Below are 24,925 nucleotides of genomic sequence, written 5' to 3' on the forward strand. Positions count from 1 at the left end.
ACCAGCTCCGGCTTGCCGGAGCGCCAGTCCCGGTCCGCCGGGGCACCTAGCTCCGGTCCGCCGGGGCGCGCCTCCTTAGCTCAGTTGGCCAGAGCACCGCTCTTGTAAAGCGGGGGTCGTCGGTTCGAATCCGACAGGGGGCTCTTAGTTTGGCTCTGACCTGCGGGTTTACTTTGGTAAACGGCCTGTCTGTGGGGGCTATTCCGACCGTCACTCGAAGTGTGTCGTCGGTTCAAACTCCGAGTGGATTCTGACATGGTTCCGGCCTCCGGTTTTAGTTCCGTGTGTAGCCCGGAAGAGGCCTAGTCCAGCCGTGACTCACCTTTAACTCACCTCAATCAGTTTGTTCCGCATCTGATGAAGCACCAATCAAACCCTTGCCTCGTCCAGTTCCCACTTTGGGAGAGCGGTATTGGAACATCCGCGGTATTGGAACATCAAGGAGAAAAAACTACGGGCCCAGTTCGCTTGAACTGGGCCCGTAGTATGCAAGGAGCGAGCAAAATTTACGCGGTGACACCACTTGGATGCCGTGTCGAAGTGAGGTCCTCGACGGCTTTCTGCATGTGCCGCTTTATGGCTTGTTGAAGTCCGCTCTGGTCCCGCGCCTCAAGAAGGTCCAGGATGTTTTGGTGTTCCTGTACCAGCACATCAATGCGGGGATATGCGACTTCCAGGCTGAGGATACACATGCGGGATTCCGCTGCGAGTGTCTCGTAAATCCGGATCAGTCGCGTGTTCCCCGTGCCTGAAACGAAAGCGGTGTGGAATTGCATGTCCAGCCTGGCGATCGCCTGCCAGTCCGACGCCGCAACCTGCTTCACCATGTTCTTGATGATGCCCTTGAGCTCTCGGCAGGTATCCGTGATCTGGTCCGGACCAGAGTCGAGGAGGGTGTTGGCGGCGGCCAGTTCCACTGCCTCGCGTACGGCATAGATCTCTTTGATGTCTTCGGTTGAAAGCTCCAGCACGAAAACGCCGCGATTACGCTTGCTCACCAGGATGCCTTCCTGGCACAGGCGCTGCAGGGCTTCCCTGAGGGGCCCCCTTGACGTGTTGAGCTGGCTCGCCAAGGCAGATTCGTTCACCTGCTGACCGGGGCTGAAAGCCCCTTGGACGATGAGCTCTCGGAGTTGGTCAGCGATCAGCTGCGCCGTGGGCCGGCCCTCCAATACGAACATTCCCTCCGGTGCCGCCATTGACATCCCCTCATTTCATACTTCGCCAAATTGAATCTATTAGACCGCTATCGCGGTGTACTTGTATTCCAGGAATTCCTCGATACCGATCTTTCCGCCTTCACGTCCCAGGCCCGACTGCTTGACGCCTCCGAAAGGAGCGGCGGGATTGGACACGATGCCGGTGTTGATCCCGACCATTCCGACCTCCAGTTCCGTTGAGAACCGCATGGCCTTGTCCATGCTTTCGGTGAATACGTAGCCCACCAGGCCCCATGCCGTGTCGTTGGCCATACGCAGTACTTCGTCCTCACTGTCGAAGGGCGTGATGGCTGCTACCGGTCCGAATATCTCCGTGGTCATCAGCTCGGATTCCAGCGCCACATCCGTCAGGACCGTGGGGGAGTAGAAGTAGCCTGGACCTTCCGGGTGGCTTCCGCCAGTCAGCACCCGTGCACCCTTGGAAACGGCGTCGGCAACGAGATACTCCACTTTGTCCAACCCTGCCTGTTCGATGAGCGGACCCACTTCGGTGCCTGCCGTAGCGCCGTTGCCCACCTGCAATTCTGACATCTTTTTGGAGAACTTCTCGCCAAACTCCTCTGCAACGGAGCGGTGGACGAAGAAGCGGTTTGCGGCCGTGCAGGCTTCGCCCATGTTCCGCATCTTTGCCTTCATGGCTCCATCCACTGCCTTCTCGATGTCGGCATCGGCGAGCACAATGAACGGTGCGTTCCCGCCGAGCTCCATGGAGGACCGCATGACGTTGTCCGCGGCCTGCCGCAGGAGGATCTTGCCCACCTCGGTGGAACCGGTGAAGCTGATCTTGCGGGCGATTCCGCTGTCCGTCCAGTTTCGTACCACGCTGGAGGCGCTCGATGTCGTCACAACGTTCAGCACGCCGTCGGGAAGTCCGGCTTCGCGGAAGATGTCCACAAGGGCCAGAGAGGTCAACGGCGTCAGCTCAGCCGGCTTGAACACAATGGTGCACCCTGCGGCGACTGCGGGGGCGATTTTGCGCGCGCCCATGGCGAGCGGGAAGTTCCAGGGGGTGACCAAGATCGAGGGCCCGACAGGTTCCTTGGTGATGAGGATGCGCGTATTTCCGTCAACGGAGGTGGTGCTGTCGCCGCCGATCCGTACGGCCTCTTCCGAGAACCAGCGAAGGAACTCGGCGCCGTAGGCTACTTCGCCCTTTGCTTCGGCGAGGGGCTTTCCCATTTCGGCGGTCATGATCGCCGCGAGCCGGTCGGTATTGGCAATGACCAGATCGAAGGCGCGCCGCAGGATGTCGGCCCGTTGACGCGGCGTGGATTTGCTCCATTCTGCTTGCGCGCGACCTGCGGCCTCGATGGCCAGGGCGGCGTCTTCAGGACCGCCGTCGGCGACGTCGGCAATGACTTCGTTCGTGGCCGGGTTCTCTACCGGGAAGGTGGCGCCGTCAGCGGCACGTTGCCATTTTCCGTCAATGAACAAGTCTGTGTGGAGAGTGGTGGGATCAAATGAGGGGTTCATGTTCGCTCTTTCAGTGATCAGGGACTAGGAAGTGGCCGACTTGAGCGCCTGCGTGAACTTCGACAGGCCTGCCTGGATTTCATCGCTGCTGACGTTCAGCGCGGGGATGAGACGAATGACGTTGCCGTACGGGCCGCAGGTGAGGAGCAGGAGCTCTTCCTTGATGGCAGCCTGCTGGACCGCGAGTGCGGTTGCCGCGTCGGGAATGTTGCCTTCGGCGGTGAATTCGACGCCCTGCATGAGGCCGCGTCCGCGCACGTTGCCGATTCCCGTGAATTCTGCCTGCAGCGCGTCCAGCCCTGCCCGCAGTTCTTCGCCTCGCAGCAGGGCATTTTCCACCAGGTTCTCCCCCTGAATGACGCCCAAGGTGGCGACACCGGCTGCTGCTGCGACCGCGTTTCCACCGTACGTACCGCCTTGGGAACCAGGCCAGGCCTTGCCCATCAAATCCGCCGACGCGGCAATTGCTGAAATCGGGAAGCCGCTTGCGAGGCCCTTTGCAGTGATGACCACGTCGGGGAGTATCCCGGCCCAGTCGTGCCCCCAGAACTTGCCCGTTCGGCCGACGCCGGCCTGGACCTCATCGAGGATAAGCACGATGCCGTGCCGGTCTGCCCGTTCCCGAAGTCCTTGGAGGAAGGCAACAGGCGTGGGGATGTATCCGCCGTCACCCAGGACCGGTTCGATGATGAAGCCTGCCGTATCAGCCGGGGTACTGACGGTCAGAAGGAGGTGGTCCAGTTCCTTCAGGGCAAACTCAACAGCCGTGGCTTCGTCCCATCCGTACCGGTACCAATGCGGGAAGGGAGCTATGTGCACGCCACCCATCAGAGGGGAGAATCCTGAGCGGAACTTGGTCCCGGCGGTGGTCAAGGACGCTGCAGCCACCGTCCGCCCGTGAAAGCCTCCCTGGAAGGAGATGATGTTGGGGCGGCCGGTTGCCATGCGGGCCAAGCGGATGGATGCTTCCACGGCTTCTGATCCGGAAGTTGCGTAGAAGACACTGTCCAATCCCTCGGGCAGAACGCTGCCAAGGAGTTCCGTCAGTTCCAGAAGGGGCTTGTGCATCACGGTCGTGTACTGGGCGTGGACAATCTTGCCCACCTGCTCGCGGGCTGCAGCCACCACATCCGGGTGGCAATGGCCGGTGCTGGTCACGCCAATCCCGGTGGTGAAGTCGAGGTACTTCTTGCCGTCGGTCGCGTGGATCCAGCTGCCGGACGCGTAATCGACGACCACAGGAGTCGCCTGCTTCAGGATAGGACTAAGTGCTGCCATGGCTTCATACTTTCTTAGTAACTGTAGATTGTCAACAATACGCGATCTTGAGTTCACCCTGGGAACCCATACGAAGTCGCTAAATCTTCTCGAACCTCTGGGGCCGAACGAAGTCCAGCCCGTCAAACCAGCGCTTACCAAGGGCTTCGCTGGCTGCGATCTCGCCGTAGCCGGAAGCCATTTTGAATCCGGCACCTGAGAATCCGGTTGCAGCGTAGATCCTGCGCGAATTGTCGAGGAACCCCAGCAAAGGCTGGGAGTCCGTGGTGAAGAGGTCCGGGAACGCGTCCGAGCGAACGATGTTAGGAAAAAGGCCGGGGAAGAACTCACGTACCGTCTCGGTGGTTTCCGCGATCTCCGCTGCGGTGAGGTCCCTTGGCACTGAGTCAGCCGCCGGCGTTGGCGCGCCGCGACCATCCAAGGTGGCTTTTACCGTCACTCCGTCAACGCTCGGTGCACCGTACATGGAGCGGTCTCCGGAAATCCTGATGAAGACGGGGAATCTCTCCGGTGAGAATTCCGCAGCGTCCCGGGCCACGAACCAGGACAGGAATATGCGCCGCGTCTCGGTTGCCGCTTTCAGATAGTCGGGCATGAGTTTTTGGGACCAGCCGCCGGACGAGACGATCACGTTTTCGAACGTCCAGGACTTGTCGTCCGAGGTGACGACCACGCCGTCGTCAGTTTCCCGAATGCTGTCGATCAGCGTGTCGGTGACCACTTTCGCCCCGTTTGCCTGTGCGGCGGCAACTGCCGCCGTCACTGCGCGGTCAGTGCGCAGGGCGCCGGCATGCGGATCGAACACAGCGCAGTCATCAGGCCGAAGGTTATGCTGCGGATACCGTTCCGCCATGGCGTCGCGGCTCAAGCTCTCATGCTCAGCCCCGTTTGCCCGGGTCGTTTCGAGCAGGGCGGCGATGTAGGGGCCATCAGCTGTCCCGATCGATAGCCCGCCGCAGCGCGTCAGAATGTCCTGGCCCGATTCCGCCTCGAGTTCGGCCCAGAGGCTGCGGGAACGCTGCAGGATGGGGTAGTAGCTAGGGTTGCCGCGGTAAATCATGCGGAAGAGGCGGGTGTCGCCGCCAACGGCGCTTCGGGCGTGACCCGGTGACTGCGCCTCGAATCCGACGACGGAATCGGTCAAACGGGATGCCTGCCACAAGGCCATGCTTCCGATGCTGCCCAGGCCGATCACGGCCAGTTTTCCGTCCATTTTAGAGCACCTGCTTAAGGAAGGCTTGGGTCCGGGGTTCTTTGGGGTTGGCAAGGACCTCCCGGGCATCGCCGCGTTCGACGACGAAGCCCTCGTCCATGAAGATCAGCGAGTCGGCGACTTCGCGGGCGAAGCCCATTTCATGGGTGACGACGACCATGGTCATGCCCTTTTTGGCGAGGTCCTGCATGACCATGAGGACTTCGCCGACTTTCTCGGGGTCCAAGGCGCTGGTGGGTTCGTCGAAGAGCATGATCTCCGGATCCATGGCCAAGGACCGCGCGATGGCGACACGCTGCTGCTGTCCGCCGGAAAGCTGGGCCGGGTAGTGGTCGCCGAAAGCGCCCAGACCGACGCTGGCCAGCAGCTCGTCGGCCCGTTTGGCTGCCTGCTTCTTGTCACCGCGTTTGACCAGCACGGGGCCGGCCATGACGTTCTCCCGTGCCGTCATGTTGGGGAAAAGGTTGAACTGCTGGAAAACCATGCCCACCCTGGTGCGCTGCTCGGCGAGTTTCTTCGGACTGAGGGCATGGTAGGCGGTGTCGGTTTCGTAGTATCCGAAGTCGTCACCGTTGACCTTCAGGACCCCCGAGTCGACAGTCTCGAGCCCGTTGATGCAGCGAAGGAGCGTTGATTTGCCGGATCCGGACGGGCCGATGATGCAACAGACCTCACCGCAGGCGATGTCCAGATCGATGTTCTGCAGGACTGTTTTGTAACCGAACGATTTTCGGATCCTACGGGCGTGAATGGTGCCGTCGGTACTCATCGGGCAACACCTTCCGGTTCTGTGAGCACAATCTTCTTCGCCTTCCGGGGAAGCCTGGAGGATGTACGGGAGTATTTTTTCTCGAGCAGGGATTGCGGGTAGCTCAGAAGAAGGGTCATCACGAGGTACCACAGGCTGGCAACGATCAGCAGCGGGATAGTCTCGTAGGTGCGGGCGTAGATGAGCTGGGCGCTTTGCAGAAGCTCTGCGACACCGAGCACGCTGACCAGCGAGGTTTCCTTGAACATGCCGATGAATTGATTGCCGGTGGCAGGGATGATCGATGGCATGGCCTGGGGAATGATGACCTTGCGCATTTTCGTTGCGCTGCTCATTCCCAATGAGTCGGCAGCTTCAGTCTGGCCTTTGCCGACGGCGGAGAAGCCGCCGCGAATGATTTCGGCCATGTACGCGGCTTGATTGAGGCTCAGACCAATCAGGGCTGCCGTGATCGGTGCCATCAGGGCGTTGATGTCGACCGCCGTGCTGATGTTGGTGAAAGGAATGCCGATGGTCAGGTTCGGGTAGAGCGCGGCGATGTTGAACCAGAAGATCAGCTGGACCAGGACCGGCGTACCCCGGAAAAGGGTGATGTAGACGCCTGCCGTGGCCGCGATCGGTTTGATCTGTGAGGACCTCATGATCGCCAGCGCCAGACCCAGAAGGGTGCCCAGGAGCATGCTTGCTACCGTGAGGAAGATCGTGAGCATCAGCCCGCGGAGGATGGTTTCCTGGGTGAAGTACTTGGCGACCACGTCCCACTTGAAGTTGGGGTTGGTTGACACGGAAACCAGGATGCCGAGCCCAATCAGGCTGCACACCACCCAGGCGACGTACTCGAAGGTGCTTCGCCGCCGCAGCCTCGGTTTGAGTGCTGAAGGTATCCCACTCATCTTGCTTTCACTTTCTTCGGAGATCAGGGATTGCATGACCTGCCCTCTAGTTCAGTTTGGCGTCAGTGATGGCACCCGATTCGAGGCCCCAATTCGAGAGCGACTGTTTGTAGTTCGGGCTGTTCAGGACCGACTGGACGGCAGCCTGAATAGCGGGTGTCAACGGCGAGCCCTTCTTGAGACCGACGGATGTAAGGTCGCTTGAGCCGACGTTGATCTGGGGGGTGAGGATAGTGAACGTGCCCGGCTGCTGCTTCGCGGCCCACGCAAGGGAGGTGGTGTCGTAGAGGATGCCGTCGATGCGCTTTGACGCCAGTTGGGTCAGCGCTTCCTGGACGTTGGGAAGCGTGACGGCGTTAATGGCTGGTTGTCCCTTGGAAGTGCAGGTTTGATCCGAGAGGGCCGGGAGGCGCTTCAACTGGCCCGTCGAACCGGCTGTGACGGCAATGTTCTTACCGCACAGGCTCTCATTGGTGAGCTTCAGCGGATTTCCCGCGCTCACGGCTATTGAATTGCCAGCCTTGAAGTAGTCGATCATATCCAGGACCTTCAACCGCTCGGGTGTGGGGGACATGGTGGTGACGGTGAAGTCGTAGCGGCCGCCGTCGATACCGGGAATGATCGTGTCAAACACGGTGTTCTCGAACTTCAGCTTCAGCCCGAGCTTCTTGGCCACAAGACGGGCAATATCCGGGTTCAGACCGATCGGGGTCTTGTTGTCATCCGAGAGGAAGGTGGTTGGCGGGTAGTGAAGGTCCATCGCCACCGTCAGCTCACCTTTGTCCTTGTAGGACTGCGGCAGCAGCTTGACCGCGGCCGCATCGGGCTGGACGCCCTCGGAAATATCAGCGGTGTTCGACGTCTTAGAGCTGTCCGGTGCCGGGGTGTTTGTGGTGGTGCCTGCGCAGGCCGTCAGTGCAAGCAGTACAGTCAGTGCTGCGGCTGCAGTTTGTGCCTTGGTTCGAGTCTTCATAATGCTTCCCTTCGAAGGGGTAGTCAGTTGGTGGTTGTCACCGGGGAGGGGAGAAGTGTGATTTGTGTGATCCGAATCTCTCTGCCGTCTAATGCAATGCAACCCCCTCAACAGTAGATTGTCAACAATTTACAGAAACTTTTTTGAGGGGCGGGATCGGATCTGAACCGTCCGATCTCAGCTACGCAAACTGTTGACAATTTACAATTTTGGGGCCTAGAGTCGAGTCATCGGGCAGGATCTTCCAGCCTGCCGGGGACCCGTTCCCCGTTCACCGCGCGCTTCCCCAAACCTCCAATACGCAGGGACGGCGACCGCTTCCATTTCCTGACAAAGAACGGAACCGAACATGGCAGACACCAACTTCCGGCCGAAGTACATCTCTTTTGATGTCTACGGCACCCTCATCAACTTCGACATCGATCCCACCACGCGTCGCCTGCTCGATGGCCGGATCTCTGAAGAGCAGTGGCCGGCCTTCAAGAAGCAGTTCCGTGGGTACCGGTTCGACGAGGTCCTTGGCGACTACAAGCCCTACGAGGCGATCCTTCAGGATTCCTTTGACCGCGTGTGCAAGCGCTGGGGCATCGGGCCCACCGAAGGCGCCGGCGCAGAGTTCGCTGAGGCTGTACGCGGCTGGGTTTCCCACGAGGACGTACCGGCTCCGCTGAAGCTCATGGGCGATAACTACAAGCTGGTGGCTCTGTCCAACGCAGACGACAGCTTCCTGGACATCAGCATTCCCAAGCTCGGCGCAGACTTCCACGCCGTGTTTACCGCTGAGCAGGCCCGGGCCTACAAGCCGCGCTACCAGGCCTTCGAGTACATGCTGGACACCCTGAACGCCAAGCCGGAGGACTTCCTGCACGTCTCCTCGCACACACGCTACGACATGCATCCGATGCACGACATGGGCTTCCGGAACCTCTGGATGCTGGATCGTGGCTACGACCCCATTGGCGAGGGCTACGACCTCACCACAGTTAAGTCCCTGGACGAGATCAACAAGCACCTCGGTCTCTAACCGACTTCGAGGCTGAAAGGTCAACCGTGAAACTCACCCCCTACTGGCTGGACACAGCCGAACCGTCCGGAGACTACCGGCGGACTCCTGTGCCGGAGAACGTCGACGTCGCTATTATCGGCGCCGGATTTACCGGGCTGTCCGCAGCCCTTGAGTTTGCCCAGCAAGGCGCAAGCGTCGCTGTCTTCGAGCGCCACACTGTTGGCTGGGGCGCCTCCGGACGTAACGGGGGCATGGCAACGACCGGCTTGGCCATCAGTTTCAACACAGCCGTCAAGCGGTACGGGAGTACCCGTGCCGTGGAGATGTTCCGCGAATACAACGACGCGATCGACAGCATCGAGAAGCTCGTCCACGACAACGGCATCGACTGCGACTACAAGCGCTTTGGCAAGCTTTCGTTGGCCTTCCACAAGTCCCACTACGAGGGGATGCTGAAGTCCCAGGAGCAATTGGCAAAACTTGCCGACTACCACGTGAAGGTCATTCCCGAGTCGGAGATCCACGGCGAAATCGGTACGGATTTCTATCACGGTGCAATGCTTGATCCGCTGGGGGCCGGCCTCCACGTGGGCAAGTTCGTGCACGGCTTGGCCGGTGCAGCCGCGGCTGCCGGAGCTGACATTTGCGAGAACGCCGGCGTCACCGAGCTGAAGAAAGTCTCCGGCACGGTCCATGACGTCCACACCACCCGCGGCATCACACGGGCCAAGCAGGTTCTTGTCGCTACAAGCGGATACACAGGCAATGTCACACCCTGGCTGCAGCGCCGCGTGATTCCGGTGGGCAGCTTCATCATTGTCACCGAACCTTTGGCGGAGGACGTCGTAAACCGCATCCTTCCGCACAGGCGCCAAGCCTCGGACAGCAAGATGCTGACGTACTACTTCCGGATCACCCCTGACAACAGGCTCCTTTTCGGCGGACGCGCTCGATTTGCGCTGTCCAGCCCGGATTCCGACGTCAAGAGCGGCGAAATCCTGCACAAGGCGATGACTGAGCTCTTCCCGTATCTTGCCAACGTGAAGGTGGACTACACTTGGGGCGGCCTGGTGGACCTCTCCATGGACCAGATGGTGCACGCCGGCGTGCACGACGGCCTGTTCTACTCGCTCTGCTACAGCGGCCACGGCGTGCAAATGGCCGCCCACATGGGCAAGAAGATGGCCCATTACATGGCCGGAGACAAGCAGGCGAACGTGTGGGAAGACTTGAAGAACCCGCCCGTGCCCGGCCACTTCGGCCCGCCGTGGTTCCTGCCCTTCATCGGTGGAGCCGCGAAGATCATCGACCGTTTCAGCTAGGCAAGGTAAAGGTCCCCATGAGTTCATCAACAACCGTCACTGACGCGCGCCCAAAAACAGGGGAGGAAACGGCCTGCAGGCGGGCAAGCATTGCCGCACTTCCGGGTGGTGCATTCTTCGAAGGCCGTTGGGAGACAGCCGACAGGATCCTGGAGGTTCGGGATCCTGAAGATGGCGTGCTCTTGGGCAATGTGTGTTCCTCGACCCCACAGGATGTGCGGCGGGCCGTAGCCTACATTCATCGGCACCTGCAGGACGGTGAATGGCCCCTCCGGGCCCGCCGCGAGGCTTTGGAATGTGCAGCAGTGCTTCTGGCGGAGCAGTCCGTTCGCTTCGCGGAGATCATTGCCGCGGAAAGCAGCAAGACCATCAACGAGGCCGAACGTGAGGTGCGCCGCTGCATCGAAACGTTGCGGCTCTCCGCTGCTGCGTCCAGCGAACTCAATGGAGAAACTCTTGCTTTTGATGACAGCATGGCCGGAGCAAACAAGATCGGCTGGTACAGCCGCAAACCGGTGGGAATCGTCGCGGCCATCACACCGTTCAATGATCCGCTCAATCTTGTGGCACACAAGCTGGGGCCAGCGCTCATCGGAGGCAACGGCGTCGTACTTAAATCCTCGGGCCGAACGCCGCTGACCGGGCTGGCTTTCATCCAGCTGCTGCTGGAAGCTGGTGTCCCTGCTGGACGCATCGCCGCGATTGTCGCCGGACCTGGAGTCTCCGAGGCGATCGTGACGGACCCGCAGGTGGACCTCATTTCCTTTACTGGCGGCCCAAAGACGGCGGACCGCATTGCTGCTGCCGCGGGTGCCAAGAAGATCCTCTCGGAACTGGGCGGCAACAACGCCACGATCGTCTGTTCGGACGCTGAACCAAAGAAGGCCGCTGAAGCGATCGTTGCCGGGGCGTTCGGAGTGGCCGGCCAAAACTGCCTGTCTGTCCAGCGCGTCTACGTCCACATTTCGCTGTTCGACGAGGTCCTCGAACTCGTGATCGCCGGGACCAAGGCGCTCCGCGTCGGGGCGAAGTTTGATCGCGGCACGGACATCGGTCCGCTCATTACCGAGTCAGAGGCGCGCCGGGTGGAGGAATGGGTTGAGGAGGCCAAGGCTGCAGGCGCCACCGTCCGCGTGGGCGGGAAGCGCCGCAACGCGTTCTACCAGCCAACGGTTCTCACGGACGTGCCGGCCGACTGCCGTGTCATCCGCGAGGAAGTGTTCGGCCCGGTGGTCAGCATCATGCCGTTTATCCAGGTCTCCGACGCCATCCACGCCGCCAATAATTCCGAGTACGGGCTCCAAGCGGGTGTTTTCACCGAATCCATCGATCTGGCCCTGGCAATCGCCGAGAAGCTGCACGTTGGCGCCGTCGTTATCAATGAGACCAGCGACGTGCGGATCGATTCGATGCCCTTCGGCGGGTTCAAGAAATCGGGTGTCGGCCGGGAAGGCGTCAAGCACGCCGTGCGTGAGATGACCGAACCCAAAAGCACCATCATCAAACTGGCAGAGCAGGCCTCCGGGTGGCAGCAGCTGACGACCGTAGAACGGAATGCATCATGACTACCCACAAAATCGCCGTGATCGCGGGCGATGGCATCGGCAAGGAAGTTGTCCCCGCAGCGATCGAGTGCCTTGAACGCATCGCTGGACTCCACTCGTTGAGCCTTGAGTTCACCCATTTCGAGTGGGGGTCCGACTACTACGCCGAGCATGGGCGCATGATGCCCCTGGACGGCCTCGAACAGTTGGCGCAGCACGACGCCATTTTCCTGGGTGCCGTGGGTTCTCCGGCTGTGCCGGACGCTGAATCCCTCTGGGGTCTGTTGATCCCCATCCGCCGCGAATTCCAGCAGTACATCAATCTCCGTCCAGTGAAAACGCTCGACGGCGTGAAGTCGCCTCTTGCATCCAAGGAACCTATCGATATCCTCATCGTGCGTGAAAACAACGAAGGGGAGTACTCGGAAGTCGGCGGCCGTGCCTACCGCGGGCTGCCGCATGAAATCGCGGTCCAGGAAACCATTTTCACGCGCCTGGGAGTATCGCGGGCCGCGCACTACGCCGCATCGCTCGCATCTTCCCGGAGGGGCCGACTGACCTCGGCAACCAAGAGCAACGGCATCATCCACACCATGCCGTTCTGGGACGAAGTGGTGGAAGAAACAACCCGCCTCTACCCTGATGTGACGCTCACCAGCGAACTCGTGGACGCGTTGGCCGCGCACCTGGTCCTGAAACCCTGGACCTTTGATGTGATCGTTGCTTCCAACCTGCTCGGCGATATTCTCTCGGACCTGGGCAGCTCCGTCACCGGCTCCATCGGCGTAGCCCCCAGCGCCAACCTCAATCCCGAAGGTGACTTCCCTTCCCTCTTCGAACCAGTCCATGGATCGGCCCCGGATATCGCCGGCAAAGGCCTGGCGAATCCTGTGGGCCAGATGTGGTCGGGGGCCATGATGCTCCAACACCTTGGCCACCCGGAAGCTGCCGAGCACCTCCAAATGGCCTTCGAGTCTGTCCTACGGGAAGGCCTGGGTACCCGCGATGTCGGTGGACCGTCCTCGACGTCCGAATTCACCGCCGCTGTCCTGGACGCCATCGACGCCGTTGGCGCGATAGGCGCCACCACGGAGAACAAGCCGGCGGCAGCAACGGCGTCGTCATGACAGCCACGGAACGCAGGCGGCCCGTCGTCGTAGCACTGTACCGTGAGGCTTTGCCGCCCCGGCTGCAGGAGATCGAGGAGCTGGCGGATGTCCGCCTTACCAAGGCCGACGGGCTTGCTGAGGCGCTGGACGGCGCGGACGTGTTGTACCAGTGGCACTCGTTCTCACCTGCCTTGAAGGAGAACTGGGCTGCAGCCTCTTCGCTGAAGTGGGTTCATGTCTCGGCGGCAGGCGTGAGTCAGCTCCTCTTCGATGAGCTTGTCCAAAGCGACGTTGTGTACACGAACTCACGGGGTGTGCTCAGCCGGGCCATTGCCGAGTTCGCACTCGGCTTCGTTTTGGACACGGCCAAGGATGCGCAGGCTTCGTTCCGGCTACAGCAGCAACAACGCTGGCAGCACAGAATCACGCAAAAGATCCAGGGACAAAATGCGCTGGTGGTGGGCATCGGATCGATCGGACGTGAAATCGCGCGTCTGTTCCGAGCCGTGGGCATGGAGGTCAGCGGCGCCGGACGCACAGGCCGTCCTGGGGACGATGAGTTCGACTGGATCTACTCCTCCCAAGACTTGCCCGGCATCGTCCATGGCTTCGACTATGTTGTGCTCGCCGCTCCGCTGACCGCGGAAACCAGGGGACTGCTGAACTCCGACGTTCTTGCGTCCATGAAACCGTCGGCGCACCTGATCAACGTCGGCCGCGGCGAACTTGTGCACACGGGCGCCCTGACTGAAGCGCTGGCATCGGGCTCCATCGCCGGTGCCGCCCTTGATGTCGTGCACCCGGAACCCTTACCTGAAGGGCATGCGCTTTGGAGTATGGAGAACGTCATCATTACCCCTCACATGAGCGGTGACACTGAAAACTATCTCGATGACCTCGGCAATCTGTTCGTGGAGAATCTGGGACGGTTCGTCAACGGCGAACCATTGTTGAACGTGGTGGAGAAGACCCTCGGATTTGTCCCTGTTTCCTGATCCAGAAGGCAGCTAAGGAGCCGCAACATGCCCTCTATTGCCAAGGCGTATATCGCCGCTTCGGCTACGTCCCCGCTGCAGCCCGGCGTCATCGAACGCCGCGATCCGGGTGAGTTCGACGTCAGAATTGCCATCCAGTTCACCGGCATCTGTCATTCCGATATCCATACTGCGCGAGGCGACTGGGCAAACGTCAACTTCCCGGTCGTCGTAGGACATGAGATCTCCGGAATTGTGGAAGCTGTCGGAGGCAAAGTGACGCGCCATGCGGTGGGCGACCGGGTAGGTGTTGGCTGTTTCGTGGATTCATGCCGGAACTGCGTCAACTGCCTCGCGGGCGAGGAGCAGCACTGCCAGTCGGGATCGACGAGTACCTACAATTCTGTGGGCCGGGACGGCCGGCCAACTGCAGGCGGCTACAGCAACAGCATTGTTGTGGACGAGAATTACGTCCTGCGGATTCCCGAGGGCATTTCGCTCGAAGCAGCCGCACCATTACTGTGCGCCGGCATAACCATGTACTCGCCTCTCCGCAATTGGGGTGCGGGCCCGGGAAAGCGGGTGGCCATTATCGGCATGGGCGGGCTCGGCCACATGGGCGTCAAGATCGCGACGGCACTAGGGGCGCAAGTGACGGTGCTGAGCCAATCACTCAGGAAGCAGGAGGACGCGCTTCGCTTCGGGGCGAAGGCCTGCCACGCGACGTCGGATCCCGCCACTTTCTCGCGCCACCAAGGGCATTTCGATTTGATCATCAATACTGTCTCCGCAGACATCGACGTCGATCAGTACCTTTCCTTGCTCGCCCTGGACGGCACTCTGGTCATCGTAGGGATGCCTTCGAAACCACTGACACAACGGGCCTGGTCCTTGGCCAGTTTCAGACGTAATCTGGCCGGTTCAAAGATGGGCGGCATCAGGCAGACCCAGGAAATGCTGGACTTCTGCGCCGCCCATGGGCTCGGCGCCGAGGTGGAGATCATTCCGGCCAGCAAGATTGACGAGGCTTTTGACCGAGTCATTGGCAGTGCGGTGCGGTACCGCTTTGTCATTGACGCAGCGACATTCTGATCTTCCGTAGAGGTCCTGGATATTCCAGGTCTTTAGGACGACGCCACCAGCAGCGGATTCCGGCTGTTCCGGATGGATCCAACGGCCATGTTGGATCCCGAGTCAGTCATCGGAACGCTCCCAGTTGCACATCGACTGACAGGAGGATGGCACCCAGCGCAACGATTCCGACGCAGATGTGTGACAAGGAGTTGGATCTAAACATCCTCCTACGCCCTGTGCCTTCACTGGACGGCCGGTTGTGCAAGAGGGCACTTGTGCTAGTCAGGAACCCCGCCGCGATAAGCATGACTAGGCTGCCCATCAGACCTCCCAGTTGAAGGATCCGGGATGGCCGTCACGTCCCGCTGCTGCCACAGCGTCCTGGGCAGGTGTAGACAATGTCATGACGAGCAACTCGTAGTCGTCCTCTATGTGGAAGAGCCGACGATCACCGATACCATCGGTCACCCAGATCATTCGGCCATCTTCGGTTCGTTCGTCAATGGTGCCCCTGTGGCACTGCATACCGCGCCGGAGAAGGGTGACGATGTCTCCGCGCTGAAGGGATGTCCATAGGGACACTTGACTGGACGTACGACCGCTTTGTCGCATTCTTGTCTGCCTTTCTTGTCCGGCACGAGATAAGGAACCTCACGCAGTCTATCGTCGATTGTTGACAATTGCTAGACGGAGGAGCATGTAGTTTCAACGGATTTCCGCTAATTGGAGGGGGATTTCGGGGCTTCCGCATCCCTGACTAAAGGCAGTTTGCATCATGCGAAGAAGCAAAGCAGTCCTCCTCGGCGCAGCAGGCGCCACCCTCGACGGTCTTGACCGACGAGCGGGAATTCACGGGGCGCCGTCGCAGTTGGCGTCCCGCAGCTGGAGGACACGCTTGTCGAGGCCGTTCGGGACCGGATTCCGCTTAGCGGCCTGCTTCCTGCGGCCGCCGTCGGGAAGGTTCACCACTAGGTTCCGTCGCGCAGCCGGCCTTTAGAAATCCGGAGGCCGGCCTGTGCCACCAGTTCGGCCAGCCATGGGCGATGACCTCGATGAAATATCATCCCCGGTGGAAGTCCCTGTACGGTGGGAACGGAATCTGTAATGTCGATGGTTACCCGGCCGCCCCCCATTGGCGCGTTGGTGATATGCAGGTCCCCGTAGGAAGGCGGCAGCTTCGGGTCCATCCAGAACCCGCCGCGGGAAACATGGGCGTCGTATCTCATCAAGCTCGTCACTAGTTGGATGGGTGACGTTGCTGCCCAAGCCTGGGGCGAGCATGCAGTCGGATAGGGCACGGGTTCGCTGTACTGGTCCCTGTTGAATCCGCAGAAAAGCTCCGGAAGGCGGCCTTCCGAGTAGCTGGCAGCTTCAAACAGGGCGGATGCAATCCGTTGCGCCTCCTCGACGAATCCGTAGCGCATCAGGCCGGCGGCAATGACGGCGTTGTCGTGCGGCCAGACGGAGCCGTTGTGGTAGCTCGCAGGGTTGTAGGCGCCCATGTCGCTGGCCAGGGTTCGCACGCCCCAGCCGCTGAACATCTCAGGGGACATCAACCGTTCGGCGACCAGGGGCGCCTTGTCTTCATCTACGAGGCCTACCCAAAGGCAGTGCCCCATGTTCGAGGCGCAGGCATCCACCTGGCGTTTGTTGCCGTCCAAGGCTATGGCGTAGTACCCACGATCGGGCATCCAGAACTGCTCATTGAACCGTTCCTTCAACCGTGCGGCCCGATCGGCGAATTCGGCCGCCAAAGCTGCGTCTCCGTCGTCGTAGGCAATCCAAGCTCGTGCCATGTACGCGTCATAGACGTAAGCCTGAACTTCGCAAAGCGCGATTGGCGGTTCTGCGAGGGTTCCGTCGGCGAAGTTAATCCCGTCCCAGGAGTCCTTCCATCCCTGGTTGATCAAACCCCGGTCGTTGAGGCGTTCATACTCGACGAAGCCGTCGCCGTCCCTGTCGCCGTAGTCCCGAATCCAGTCCAAAGCCTTGTCCGCATGGGGGAGCAGGGCGGCGATGGTGTCCTTGGCAAAGCCCCAACGGCTGACCGAGCCCAAGACCGTCACGAAAAGCGGTGTCGCATCGATGCTGCCGTAGTAGATGGACTTGCCTCCCAGGGCCAGGCCGCTGGAGACGTCCAGCCTCACCTCGTGCAGGATCTTGCCCGGTTCCTCCTCTGTCACCCGGTCGACGACCGCCCCCTGCCGGTCCGCCAACGTCTGCAGTGTGCCAAGTGCCAAAGATGGATCAACGGACATGGCCATCTCCGAGGCCCACAATGAGTCACGGCCAAACAGCGTCATGAACCAGGGTGCACCGGCTGCCACCACAATCCTCTCCGGGTGGGTGGGGTCCTCGATGCGAAGGGCGCCAAGATCGTCGTAACTGCGCCGCAGCGTCCGTTCGATGGAGTGGTTGCCCATGTGGAGAACGGGAATCTTGGCCACCCATTCCTGTCGGCGGCGGTCGCTGCGTGAGAGTTCGCCGACGGCGGGATGAACCACAGCTGCTGCCGGCACCATTCCGTCATGCACTGGCGTCACGGTGAGCACCGTTTTCCATTGGCCATGTGGCGGGATGGTGGTTCGGTACGTCAGCGCCTCCGAAGTGACATCCGCACCTTCGGATTTGATGACGACAGCCTTCCGGATGTCCTGCCAACTTGCACGGATGGTGAGTTCATGTTCGCCCGGCTCGCGTGATTCGCTCCATTGGCGCTGGACCCGGGCTTCCTTCACCTCGAATACGTCCGCGAAATCGGAACTTACCTTGAACGAGATCAAGCATTCTGTCGGCTCCGTGGAGTGGTTGTGCACCGTGACATGCTCCAGGATTCCAACGCCGACTTCACGAATGCGCTCCACGATGAGCGGACTGTCTCCATATCCGTCCGACCGGACCACACGGCCAGCAAAAACGGCCCGGTAAGGCTCCTTGGTCTGGGCCGCCAGTGGCTCCAGTGGCTGGTCGTTGATGGTCAAGTTCCAGCGCGACAGGATGCGTGTGTCCTGGACGAATACCCCGTGCGGCGAATCCGGATGGATGTCCCCGTTGGGCAACGAGATGCAGAAAGACGTACCTTCCACGAGGGTTACCGTCCCGGCGCCGAGCGGGCCGGCGGCCGTGTCAGCATTCCATCCAGCCATTGTTGGCTCCTTCAAGAACCCGTGTCAGGCAGCCTCGGCCTTTCGTCAGGCGCTGGCGTCCCTTCTACGTCCTCACACCGACGCTACTCCTGCGCTCACATGCGGGCCAGAGAGGTCGGGGCAGGCGCCGCGCCTGACCGGGACATTTTCCATCTCGGCAATATCGTCGATTGTTGACAATTGCTAAGGTTGAGTTTGTGCTCTTCCAAAGACGGGGGCACTTTCGAAGGGCGCAGTCCCAGAAGGAGTAACAATGGTCAAGGCCACTGTCATGAGCGATGCAAACACAACGAATCCGGGCGAGCACAGCCCCAAGGCAACCTCCAGCACCCCGGGACAGACCGAGGTGTCGTTGCGTCTTTGGGCCCGCGAAGGGCTGAAGACGGGCATCTGGGAGGTCACTCCAGGAACGTTCGCGAGTACCCGGCCAGGCTATGACGAGATCTGCCAGATCCTGAGCGGCACAGCGACCATCACGGAAGAAGACGGAAGCAGTTTCGAAGTTGGTCCGGGTTCCTTGTTCGTAACGCCTGAAGGGTGGCGGGGCACCTGGACGATCCACGAAACCCTCCGCAAGATGTGGGTTGTGATCGATCTTCCCGCCTAGTAGCCGCGGCCTGGTACGACGGAAAACGCCCCCGGGACAGAACCCACTGTTCCGGGGGCGCCGGCGGACAGCGGCCTACGGCATCTGCGCGCACCACTACTTTCTGGTTGTTGGAGGAACGGTTTCTTGAGTTGCGCCCCATAGGTTTGACGGGAATCGACGATGCGTTCACCGACATCGTGTCCGACGACGACGGCGAGGCGTGGGACTGGAGGAGTCCTGGCTGCGGATCCACGCCGCTGACAAGCCCACACCATCGCCGAACCGGCTCGAACTTAATCGCGGCACGCGTTGGCCAGCCGGTCAGCGCCGTCGAACCTCAACCCGCCACAAAGAAAGTTATTCCATGGGCACCCTCACCGAACGCATCAACATACAAATGAATAGCCGCCAAGACCTTGACGATCGCCTCGAGGCCGCGGTGCGTGACCTGCAGGAAGCGGCCCTGTGCGCCGGGACACGTGGGATTCTCATTACTCGCCATTTGCCAGGCCGGTACACGGCTGGACTTTCCGATCAGGTTCCTTTCGGCATGACCCGCGAACTCTTTCGGTGACTTCGATACGGTCCCCGCCCATCCTGGACACCGAGGAAGGAAACGGACCCAAGCCCAGCGCGTTCAACAACTTGGCACTGCTACTAGGGCGTGGCAGGGAGGCTCTCCGTCAAATCCTTTGCCAACATGACTTGGTTTCATCGCCGTACGTTCGCATAATCGTCAACTGTAGACAATACGATGAACGTCATGAACTCTTACCTCACTGCATCTGCGACCGTCTATACCGTCCCTCCGCTTTGGCAAATGCTGTCTCTATTTGGCTACTTCGTCGGCCTGTTCGCGGCCATCGGCACCACCGTGACGTACGCGGCGGTGGTACGCCCGGCACTGCGGATACCTGGCAACGAGGGTGGCGATGTCGAGACCCTGCGTCGCCGGACTGCGACCTCCCTGGCGTGGGCCGGGGTCCTCCTGGCCGTCACCGCCTACTTCCAGCTCGCGGTCTTCGTGGCCCAGTCGGGGAAGGGGGCGCCGTACGGCGATGCCCTGGAACCCGGACAGATATGGGCCTTCATGAGTGCGCCCGCGAAGCCGGGCAACTGGGTTTCGGAGGGCACGCTCTTCCTGGTGCAGAGCCTCATTATCGTCCTGACCTCCGCCCTGCTGATCGCCCTCTTCAGCCCACGCGCACGGCGCCGGCTGGACAGGCTGGCGCTGACGGCGCTGCCCCTCGCCCTGGCGGCGACGCTGATCAGGCTCGTACCGCCGGCCCCCTTCGCGACCACAGAGGCTCTGCTAACCAAGGTCTTCTTGCAAACCCACATTGTCAGTGGCGGCGTTTGGCTCGGCGGTCTGGCCCTGCTCGTCGTCCTGGCCGGCACCCGCCGCAGTCTGAGCGATCGCGCCGGCCTGCTGTGGGCGGACATGTGGCGGCGTTTCGGCTTTGTCGCACTGATAAGCGTCGGAGCGGTACTGATCTCTGGCCTGTGGCTGACCTGGCAGCACATCGGCAGCATCCCGCAGCTATGGACCACGACCAATGGACTGATCCTGCTGGTCAAGATCATTCTGGTATTGGGCATGATCGCTGCCGGCGCCGTGAACTCGTTCTGGCTGATGCCACGCATCGCCCTGGCCCGTCACGCCGACCCGGCCGCCTCCCTCGTACACCTGACCCTTGGTCACTTCCCGAAGGTCGTCTGGACCGAGGTCGCCCTCGGTGTAGGCGTACTGACAGCCATTACCTTCTTCAACGGGTCGGCCCGCGTCGAGGCGACGGGCCAAGGCGCCCCGCCGGTTGACGCAGGCCTCGTCACCGCCGGCGTTGTCCTCTCCCTCACGCTGGCGGCTTCTCTCTACGCCTCTGCGAAGGCCTCGGATGCACTGGCCCGACGCCGGATTGCCGCCCATGCCTAGCGGTGCCGCGGCGGGTAAGACCCGTCAGTTACGTGTCCGCCTGAGCTCGGGGGAAGCTGGTCGAACCCCGTGTGATGAGCCTTGTTGCGAGCTCAACCCTGGGCCCCTCCGTGGTTACGTCGATGCCTTCTCTCTGATTCGTTAGGCGCAGGAGCATGCGAAAGGCGGTCGCTCCCATTTCCTGAATAGGCTGCCTCACAGTGGTCAGTTGTGGTGTCGCCCAAGTTGCTTCGGGAATGTCGTCGAATCCGACGACGCTGACGTCCCCGGGGATGTTGAGCCCGAGGTAGCGCGCGGCGTCGTAGACGCCGAGAGCCATCAGGTCCGACGCTGCGAAGATGGCCGTAGGCCTGTCCTCGCGGCTCAGGACGTCGACGGCGAAATCGCGTGCCTCGTCACGGTTCCAATCGGCAGCGCCGACCAAGCGAGGCTCGACGTGCAGTTCCATGGCCGACAATGCAGAGCGAAAACCGTCGAGGCGCGCTCGACTGTAGAGGTGATTCTTCACTCCTCCGATGAGGGCGAAATGCTTGTGCCCGAGGCTCAGTAGGTGCTCCGCCGCAATCCGTCCACCTTCCCAGTTCGCCACGCCCACGCTTGCGGTACTTCGCGGAGCAGGGCTCATCGGATCGACGAGGACCACGGGAATGCCAGCCGTATCGAGTGCACTTAGCTGTGTCGACGTGGGATCGACCAGGACGACGATGGCTCCGGTTGACGGGCGGCGCAGGAGCCGGCTCACCCAGTCGCGGCCCGCGCGGGCGATGGTGAGGACCACGTCGCAGTCCGCGACCGCCGCGGCTTCTTCGACGCCAGTGAGGATGCTGTTGGCCCATGAGCCTTCGATGTTGCTCACTACAAGGTCGACGAGGCGAGGTGTGGCCGCGAGCGAGCGACCCACCGGGCGGGGTCCCTTGGTCTTCGCGTAGCCCATCTCCTGTGCGATCCGGACCACCCGTTCACGCGTTGCGAAGGACACGTCTGTCGCTCCGCGGAGCACCTTTGACACCGTCGGTGTGCTGAGGCCGGCCGCGGCTGCTACGTCGGCCAAGGTCGGATTCTTGCCATCCGCTGCGGGGCTCATGTTTTTGCGCAAAAAAATTTTCCTTTGATCTCAAAATTGCGATATGTATACTCTCTCTGCGCAAAAGGATATTTGAAAATTGCGCAACTTTTCAATAGTCGATGACCCGGTGGCGGGTCGAGGAGGAAAGTCGATGGAGACTTCACGTTTTACGACATCGAGGCGAGGCTTCTTGGGCCTTGTCGGAACCGGCGCGGCCGTCGCCGCTCTTGCGGCCTGCTCGACTGGGGGCGGCGGCGGTGGGGCAAGTGCCAGTTTGAAGTTCTGGAACATGCCCTGGGGTACTCCCGCGTTCAACACGCTTGACAGCAAGATCACCCTTGGCTACAAGCCGGAGTCTGGGCTTCCTGCGGCGACTTATCAGGCAATCCAGTGGGCAAACTTCAACCAGACGTTCTCGTCTGCGCTCGCGTCGAAGACCGGGCCCGCCATCTCCTCGGGCGGCGGAACCCAGGCGTTCCAATTCGCCAAGCAAGGCTTTATCGCTCCCGCGGACGGCCTCATCGAGAGCTGGAAATCCAATGGCATCTACGATGACTTCCTTCCTGGAGTCCTCGACACGATGAAGACCGACGCCGGATACGTCGCGGTTCCGTACAACCTTGACATGCGGGTGAACTGGTACAACAAGGAGCTCCTCGAAAAGGCGGGCGCGACTCCTCCCACCGACTGGCAGTCCTACCTCGACGCAGCGGCCGCTCTGAAGAAGATCGACGTGTACGGGTTCGCGGCCAACGGCAACGCCAGTGGCGGTAACGCCTTCCAGATGATCGTGGGCCTGATGATCAACAACGGCGGCGGCATCTTTGACGAGGAGCGCAAGCCGAATCTGGTGACCGCCGCGAACATCGAAGCGCTCGAGTTCGTGCGCGAGAACATCAGCAAGGGCTACATGGACCCTGCCGCCATCAGCTATACGGCGACGAACGCGAACTCGCAGTGGAAGGCCGAGAAGTTCGGCATGGGCTTCGACGTCCCCAACCTCGCGGCCAATGTCGGTGGAGCGTCCTCATCGCAGTTGGTGGTCGGCGATCCGCTCACTAGCGCCAGCGGCAAAAAGGGCGCCCTGTATTTCCCGAACAACATCATGATGTACAAGAACACGCCCAGCCAGAAAGGCTCGGAGGCGTTCATGACCTATTACTACCAGAACATGAAGGCCCTATGGACCCAGAACACCGGCATCGGCCTCCCGGTTCTGAAATCAATCGCGGCGACCCCGGAATTCCAGTCGGACCCAAACGCAGTCAAGATCGTCAAGATGTGGCAGCCCATCRCCAAGACCTGGGCGGCGCCCGGTGGAACCGCCCTTTTCTCGAACATCTCTTACGTCGACAGCACCCCTGCCATCTCCGACTTCGGCCAGAACGTTCTCTCGGGTAAGTCTGCGAAGGACGCCCTGACGACATTCCAGTCGACGTTGACGTCGCTCATCAAGGACTGATCCATGACATCCACGAGCATCGCCGAGAGCGTCAAACGCGCACGCCGTGGGGTCGGACCGGCCGGGGCGGGACGCAAGCCCGGTCCGGCGCCCGCCGGTCGGGCCAGGAAACGGTTTACACCGCGCACCTGGACATTCATAGCATTCGCAGCACCATCGCTCATCCTCCTCCTGCTCCTGAACGTCTACCCGCTCGTCTATGCCTTGATTCAAGCACTCCATGACGGAACCCTTCTCGAAACCGGGCCCTTCGTCGGATTGAAGAATTTCGGCGACGTACTCGCCCAGCCCTCGTTCTGGTCGGCGACGTCCTTCACCGTCGTCTTCACGGTGGTTGGGGTGTTCGGCTCCTGGCTCGTCGGACTCGCGCTGAGCCTGCTGCTACGCACCCACATACCGGCCGGCGGACTGTTCAAGGTACTGCTTCTCCTGCCGTGGATCGTTCCCACGGTCGTCTCCGCGACGTCGTGGAACTGGCTGGTTGCAACACCCCAGAGCCCGCTTCCGGTGATCGCGGAGCATCTAGGCTTCGGAAACGTGCTCTTCCTGGCAGACCCGATGCTTGCGCAGGTCGTCGTCTGTCTCTTCAAAGTATGGATTTCGTTCCCGTTCATGATGATGATGATGTCGTCGGCTCTCGCCTCAGTCGACACGAACGTCTACGAGGCGGCGAAGGTCGACGGGGCGACAGGGTGGCAGTCGTTCCGGCTCATAACACTCCCGCTGATTGCGCGCACGACGTTTGTGTCGTGGATTCTGATGACGATCTTCTGCGTGAACGACTTCCCGACGATCTTCCTGCTCACCGGCGGGGGTCCGGCACATGCGACGACATCGCTGGTCCTCCTCGCCTATCTCACTGTGTTCCAGAACTTCCAGACCGGGCCCGGCGTCGCCATCGCGTTCTTGATGACGTTCGTCCTCGTGGTGATCTCGGTCGTTCTTTACCGCCAGATCCGAAAGGTCAACGTCGAATGATAACGACCAGTGCTCCCCAAGAAGCAGTCCGAACGGGACCCAGGGACAGGAGCGGGACTCCGGCCGACCGCCAGGCCTCTCAGGACATCCGTCAGAGAGGCAAGTGGCCCCGCTTCGTCTTGATCCTGCTCATGACCGCCGTCGTCTTGGTCCCGATCGTCGCCGTCTTCGGACTGTCGCTGACACCGTCACTCGGCTCGAATGCAGAGGGTCTCACCTTCGAGAACTTCGGGAACATCTTCACGCAGACGGCGGTCCTGACCTGGCTCGGCAACAGCCTTGTCATCACCGCCTTCACCGTCGTTGTCGCCGTCGCGGTCGCGGCTCCCGCCGGTTACGTTCTGTCCAGGGCCCGCAACCGGCTCGTGTCGGGATATTCGCTCATCTTGTTCGTCGTGCAGTCCCTGCCTGTCGTCACCTCGGCGATACCGCTCTTCATCTTGTTCGCGAACCTCGGGTTGGTCGACAGCCTCTTTGGCGTCGTGATCATCTACGTCGGTGCCACGATGTCGGTCGCCATCTGGATGATGGCCGCCTACTACGACTCCATCCCCATCGCTCTCGAAGAAGCCGCCTGGATAGACGGTGCCTCGATCTTCGGTTCGTTCACCCGCATCGTCCTCCGGAACTCCCTGCCGGGCATCCTCTCAACCGCGATCTTCTCGTTCCTCCTGGCCTGGAACGATTACCTCATCGCCGTCGTGTTCCTCCGGTCCGACCCGAATTACACCCTTCCGGTCGGCTTGGAATCCTTCTTCCAGCAGAATGCCACCAACTGGGGACTCGTCATGGCGGTCGCCGTCGTGATGATGCTCCCGCCGATCATCCTGTTCGCGTTCCTCAACAAGCACTTCTCGGTCGGCGGAATCGGCGGGTCGCTTTCCAGCCGCTGAGCGACGCCCG

At 61.1% G+C, this 24,925-nt stretch carries 22 protein-coding genes and 1 tRNA gene; 13 read left to right on the forward strand and 10 right to left on the reverse strand.

Going from position 1 to position 24,925, the window contains the following annotated elements; all coding sequences use genetic code 11:
- Positions 1 to 69: 69 nt before the first annotated feature.
- Positions 70 to 143, forward strand: a tRNA-Thr gene (locus AC1DLO_RS21495).
- A gap of 363 nt (positions 144 to 506) precedes the next feature.
- Here AC1DLO_RS21495 and AC1DLO_RS21500 read toward each other — a convergent pair.
- The 7 genes from AC1DLO_RS21500 to AC1DLO_RS21530 form a co-directional block, all read right to left on the reverse strand.
- Entirely contained in the window at positions 507 to 1,199 is a 693-nt protein-coding gene (locus tag AC1DLO_RS21500) for a GntR family transcriptional regulator (protein ID WP_476891707.1), read from the reverse strand.
- Between the two features lie 39 nt (positions 1,200 to 1,238).
- Positions 1,239 to 2,693: an NAD-dependent succinate-semialdehyde dehydrogenase gene (locus tag AC1DLO_RS21505; protein ID WP_476891708.1), complete on the reverse strand. Its 1,455-nt coding sequence runs from the start codon at positions 2,691 to 2,693 to the stop codon at positions 1,239 to 1,241.
- Between the two features lie 24 nt (positions 2,694 to 2,717).
- Complete coding sequence (locus AC1DLO_RS21510) at positions 2,718 to 3,971, reverse strand: aspartate aminotransferase family protein (protein WP_476891709.1); 1,254 nt, start codon at positions 3,969 to 3,971, stop codon at positions 2,718 to 2,720.
- 79 nt (positions 3,972 to 4,050) lie between these two features.
- The gene (solA, locus tag AC1DLO_RS21515; RefSeq protein ID WP_476891710.1) at positions 4,051 to 5,184 is read right to left on the reverse strand and encodes an N-methyl-L-tryptophan oxidase; all 1,134 of its coding nucleotides are present in this window, start codon (positions 5,182 to 5,184) and stop codon (positions 4,051 to 4,053) included.
- A 1-nt stretch (position 5,185) separates the two neighbouring features.
- A complete protein-coding gene (locus tag AC1DLO_RS21520; protein ID WP_476891711.1) occupies positions 5,186 to 5,953 on the reverse strand; it encodes an amino acid ABC transporter ATP-binding protein in 768 nt (255 codons plus the stop codon).
- Positions 5,950 to 6,882 (reverse strand): amino acid ABC transporter permease, encoded by a 933-nt coding sequence (locus tag AC1DLO_RS21525; RefSeq protein WP_476891712.1) that lies wholly within the window; start codon positions 6,880 to 6,882, stop codon positions 5,950 to 5,952. Before AC1DLO_RS21525 ends, AC1DLO_RS21520 begins: the two co-directional genes overlap by 4 nt.
- A 10-nt stretch (positions 6,883 to 6,892) precedes the next feature.
- Positions 6,893 to 7,819: an ABC transporter substrate-binding protein gene (locus AC1DLO_RS21530; protein ID WP_476891713.1), complete on the reverse strand. Its 927-nt coding sequence runs from the start codon at positions 7,817 to 7,819 to the stop codon at positions 6,893 to 6,895.
- Between the two features lie 349 nt (positions 7,820 to 8,168).
- Between AC1DLO_RS21530 and AC1DLO_RS21535 the strand changes: the two genes are divergently transcribed.
- The 6 genes from AC1DLO_RS21535 to AC1DLO_RS21560 are packed head-to-tail and all read left to right on the forward strand — an operon-like array spanning position 8,169 to position 14,866.
- On the forward strand, positions 8,169 to 8,843 hold the full coding sequence (locus AC1DLO_RS21535; protein ID WP_476891714.1) for a haloacid dehalogenase type II: 675 nt from the start codon (positions 8,169 to 8,171) through the stop codon (positions 8,841 to 8,843).
- Between the two features lie 26 nt (positions 8,844 to 8,869).
- Entirely contained in the window at positions 8,870 to 10,147 is a 1,278-nt protein-coding gene (locus AC1DLO_RS21540) for an NAD(P)/FAD-dependent oxidoreductase (RefSeq protein ID WP_476891715.1), read from the forward strand.
- Positions 10,148 to 10,164: 17 nt separating this feature from the next.
- Entirely contained in the window at positions 10,165 to 11,712 is a 1,548-nt protein-coding gene (locus AC1DLO_RS21545) for an aldehyde dehydrogenase family protein (protein ID WP_476891716.1), read from the forward strand.
- Positions 11,709 to 12,818: a tartrate dehydrogenase gene (locus AC1DLO_RS21550; RefSeq protein WP_476891717.1), complete on the forward strand. Its 1,110-nt coding sequence runs from the start codon at positions 11,709 to 11,711 to the stop codon at positions 12,816 to 12,818. Before AC1DLO_RS21545 ends, AC1DLO_RS21550 begins: the two co-directional genes overlap by 4 nt.
- Entirely contained in the window at positions 12,815 to 13,795 is a 981-nt protein-coding gene (locus tag AC1DLO_RS21555) for a D-2-hydroxyacid dehydrogenase (RefSeq protein ID WP_476891718.1), read from the forward strand. The genes AC1DLO_RS21550 and AC1DLO_RS21555 overlap by 4 nt, the downstream gene beginning before the upstream one ends.
- Before the next feature lie 27 nt (positions 13,796 to 13,822).
- Entirely contained in the window at positions 13,823 to 14,866 is a 1,044-nt protein-coding gene (locus AC1DLO_RS21560; protein WP_476891719.1) for an NAD(P)-dependent alcohol dehydrogenase, read from the forward strand.
- 303 nt (positions 14,867 to 15,169) lie between these two features.
- Here the strand turns inward: AC1DLO_RS21560 and AC1DLO_RS21565 are convergent, their stop codons facing one another.
- Positions 15,170 to 15,325: a hypothetical protein gene (locus AC1DLO_RS21565; RefSeq protein ID WP_476891720.1), complete on the reverse strand. Its 156-nt coding sequence runs from the start codon at positions 15,323 to 15,325 to the stop codon at positions 15,170 to 15,172.
- Between the two features lie 491 nt (positions 15,326 to 15,816).
- Positions 15,817 to 17,994 carry an amylo-alpha-1,6-glucosidase gene (locus AC1DLO_RS21570; RefSeq protein WP_476914604.1) on the reverse strand — a complete coding sequence of 726 codons (2,178 nt, stop codon included), beginning with the start codon at positions 17,992 to 17,994 and terminating at the stop codon, positions 15,817 to 15,819.
- Positions 17,995 to 18,265: 271 nt separating this feature from the next.
- Between AC1DLO_RS21570 and AC1DLO_RS21575 the strand changes: the two genes are divergently transcribed.
- From AC1DLO_RS21575 to AC1DLO_RS21585, 3 genes are all read left to right on the forward strand, one after another.
- Positions 18,266 to 18,601 carry a cupin domain-containing protein gene (locus tag AC1DLO_RS21575; RefSeq protein ID WP_476891722.1) on the forward strand — a complete coding sequence of 112 codons (336 nt, stop codon included), beginning with the start codon at positions 18,266 to 18,268 and terminating at the stop codon, positions 18,599 to 18,601.
- Between the two features lie 346 nt (positions 18,602 to 18,947).
- The gene (locus tag AC1DLO_RS21580) at positions 18,948 to 19,157 is read left to right on the forward strand and encodes a hypothetical protein (protein WP_476891723.1); all 210 of its coding nucleotides are present in this window, start codon (positions 18,948 to 18,950) and stop codon (positions 19,155 to 19,157) included.
- Between the two features lie 246 nt (positions 19,158 to 19,403).
- Positions 19,404 to 20,516 (forward strand): CopD family protein, encoded by a 1,113-nt coding sequence (locus AC1DLO_RS21585; RefSeq protein WP_476891724.1) that lies wholly within the window; start codon positions 19,404 to 19,406, stop codon positions 20,514 to 20,516.
- A gap of 28 nt (positions 20,517 to 20,544) precedes the next feature.
- On the opposite strand, the gene AC1DLO_RS21590 is transcribed toward AC1DLO_RS21585, so the two are convergent.
- Positions 20,545 to 21,600, reverse strand: coding sequence for a LacI family DNA-binding transcriptional regulator (locus tag AC1DLO_RS21590; RefSeq protein WP_476891725.1), 1,056 nt, complete (start codon positions 21,598 to 21,600; stop codon positions 20,545 to 20,547).
- A 133-nt stretch (positions 21,601 to 21,733) separates the two neighbouring features.
- Here AC1DLO_RS21590 and AC1DLO_RS21595 point away from each other — a divergent pair, with 133 nt between their 5' ends.
- The 3 genes from AC1DLO_RS21595 to AC1DLO_RS21605 are packed head-to-tail and all read left to right on the forward strand — an operon-like array spanning position 21,734 to position 24,915.
- Positions 21,734 to 23,044 (forward strand): ABC transporter substrate-binding protein, encoded by a 1,311-nt coding sequence (locus AC1DLO_RS21595; RefSeq protein ID WP_476914605.1) that lies wholly within the window; start codon positions 21,734 to 21,736, stop codon positions 23,042 to 23,044.
- A gap of 3 nt (positions 23,045 to 23,047) precedes the next feature.
- Complete coding sequence (locus AC1DLO_RS21600; RefSeq protein WP_476891727.1) at positions 23,048 to 24,022, forward strand: carbohydrate ABC transporter permease; 975 nt, start codon at positions 23,048 to 23,050, stop codon at positions 24,020 to 24,022.
- Positions 24,019 to 24,915, forward strand: coding sequence for a carbohydrate ABC transporter permease (locus AC1DLO_RS21605; protein ID WP_476891728.1), 897 nt, complete (start codon positions 24,019 to 24,021; stop codon positions 24,913 to 24,915). The genes AC1DLO_RS21600 and AC1DLO_RS21605 overlap by 4 nt, the downstream gene beginning before the upstream one ends.
- Positions 24,916 to 24,925 lie beyond the last annotated feature (10 nt).

The organism is Arthrobacter sp. 01T419, from assembly GCF_056398865.1.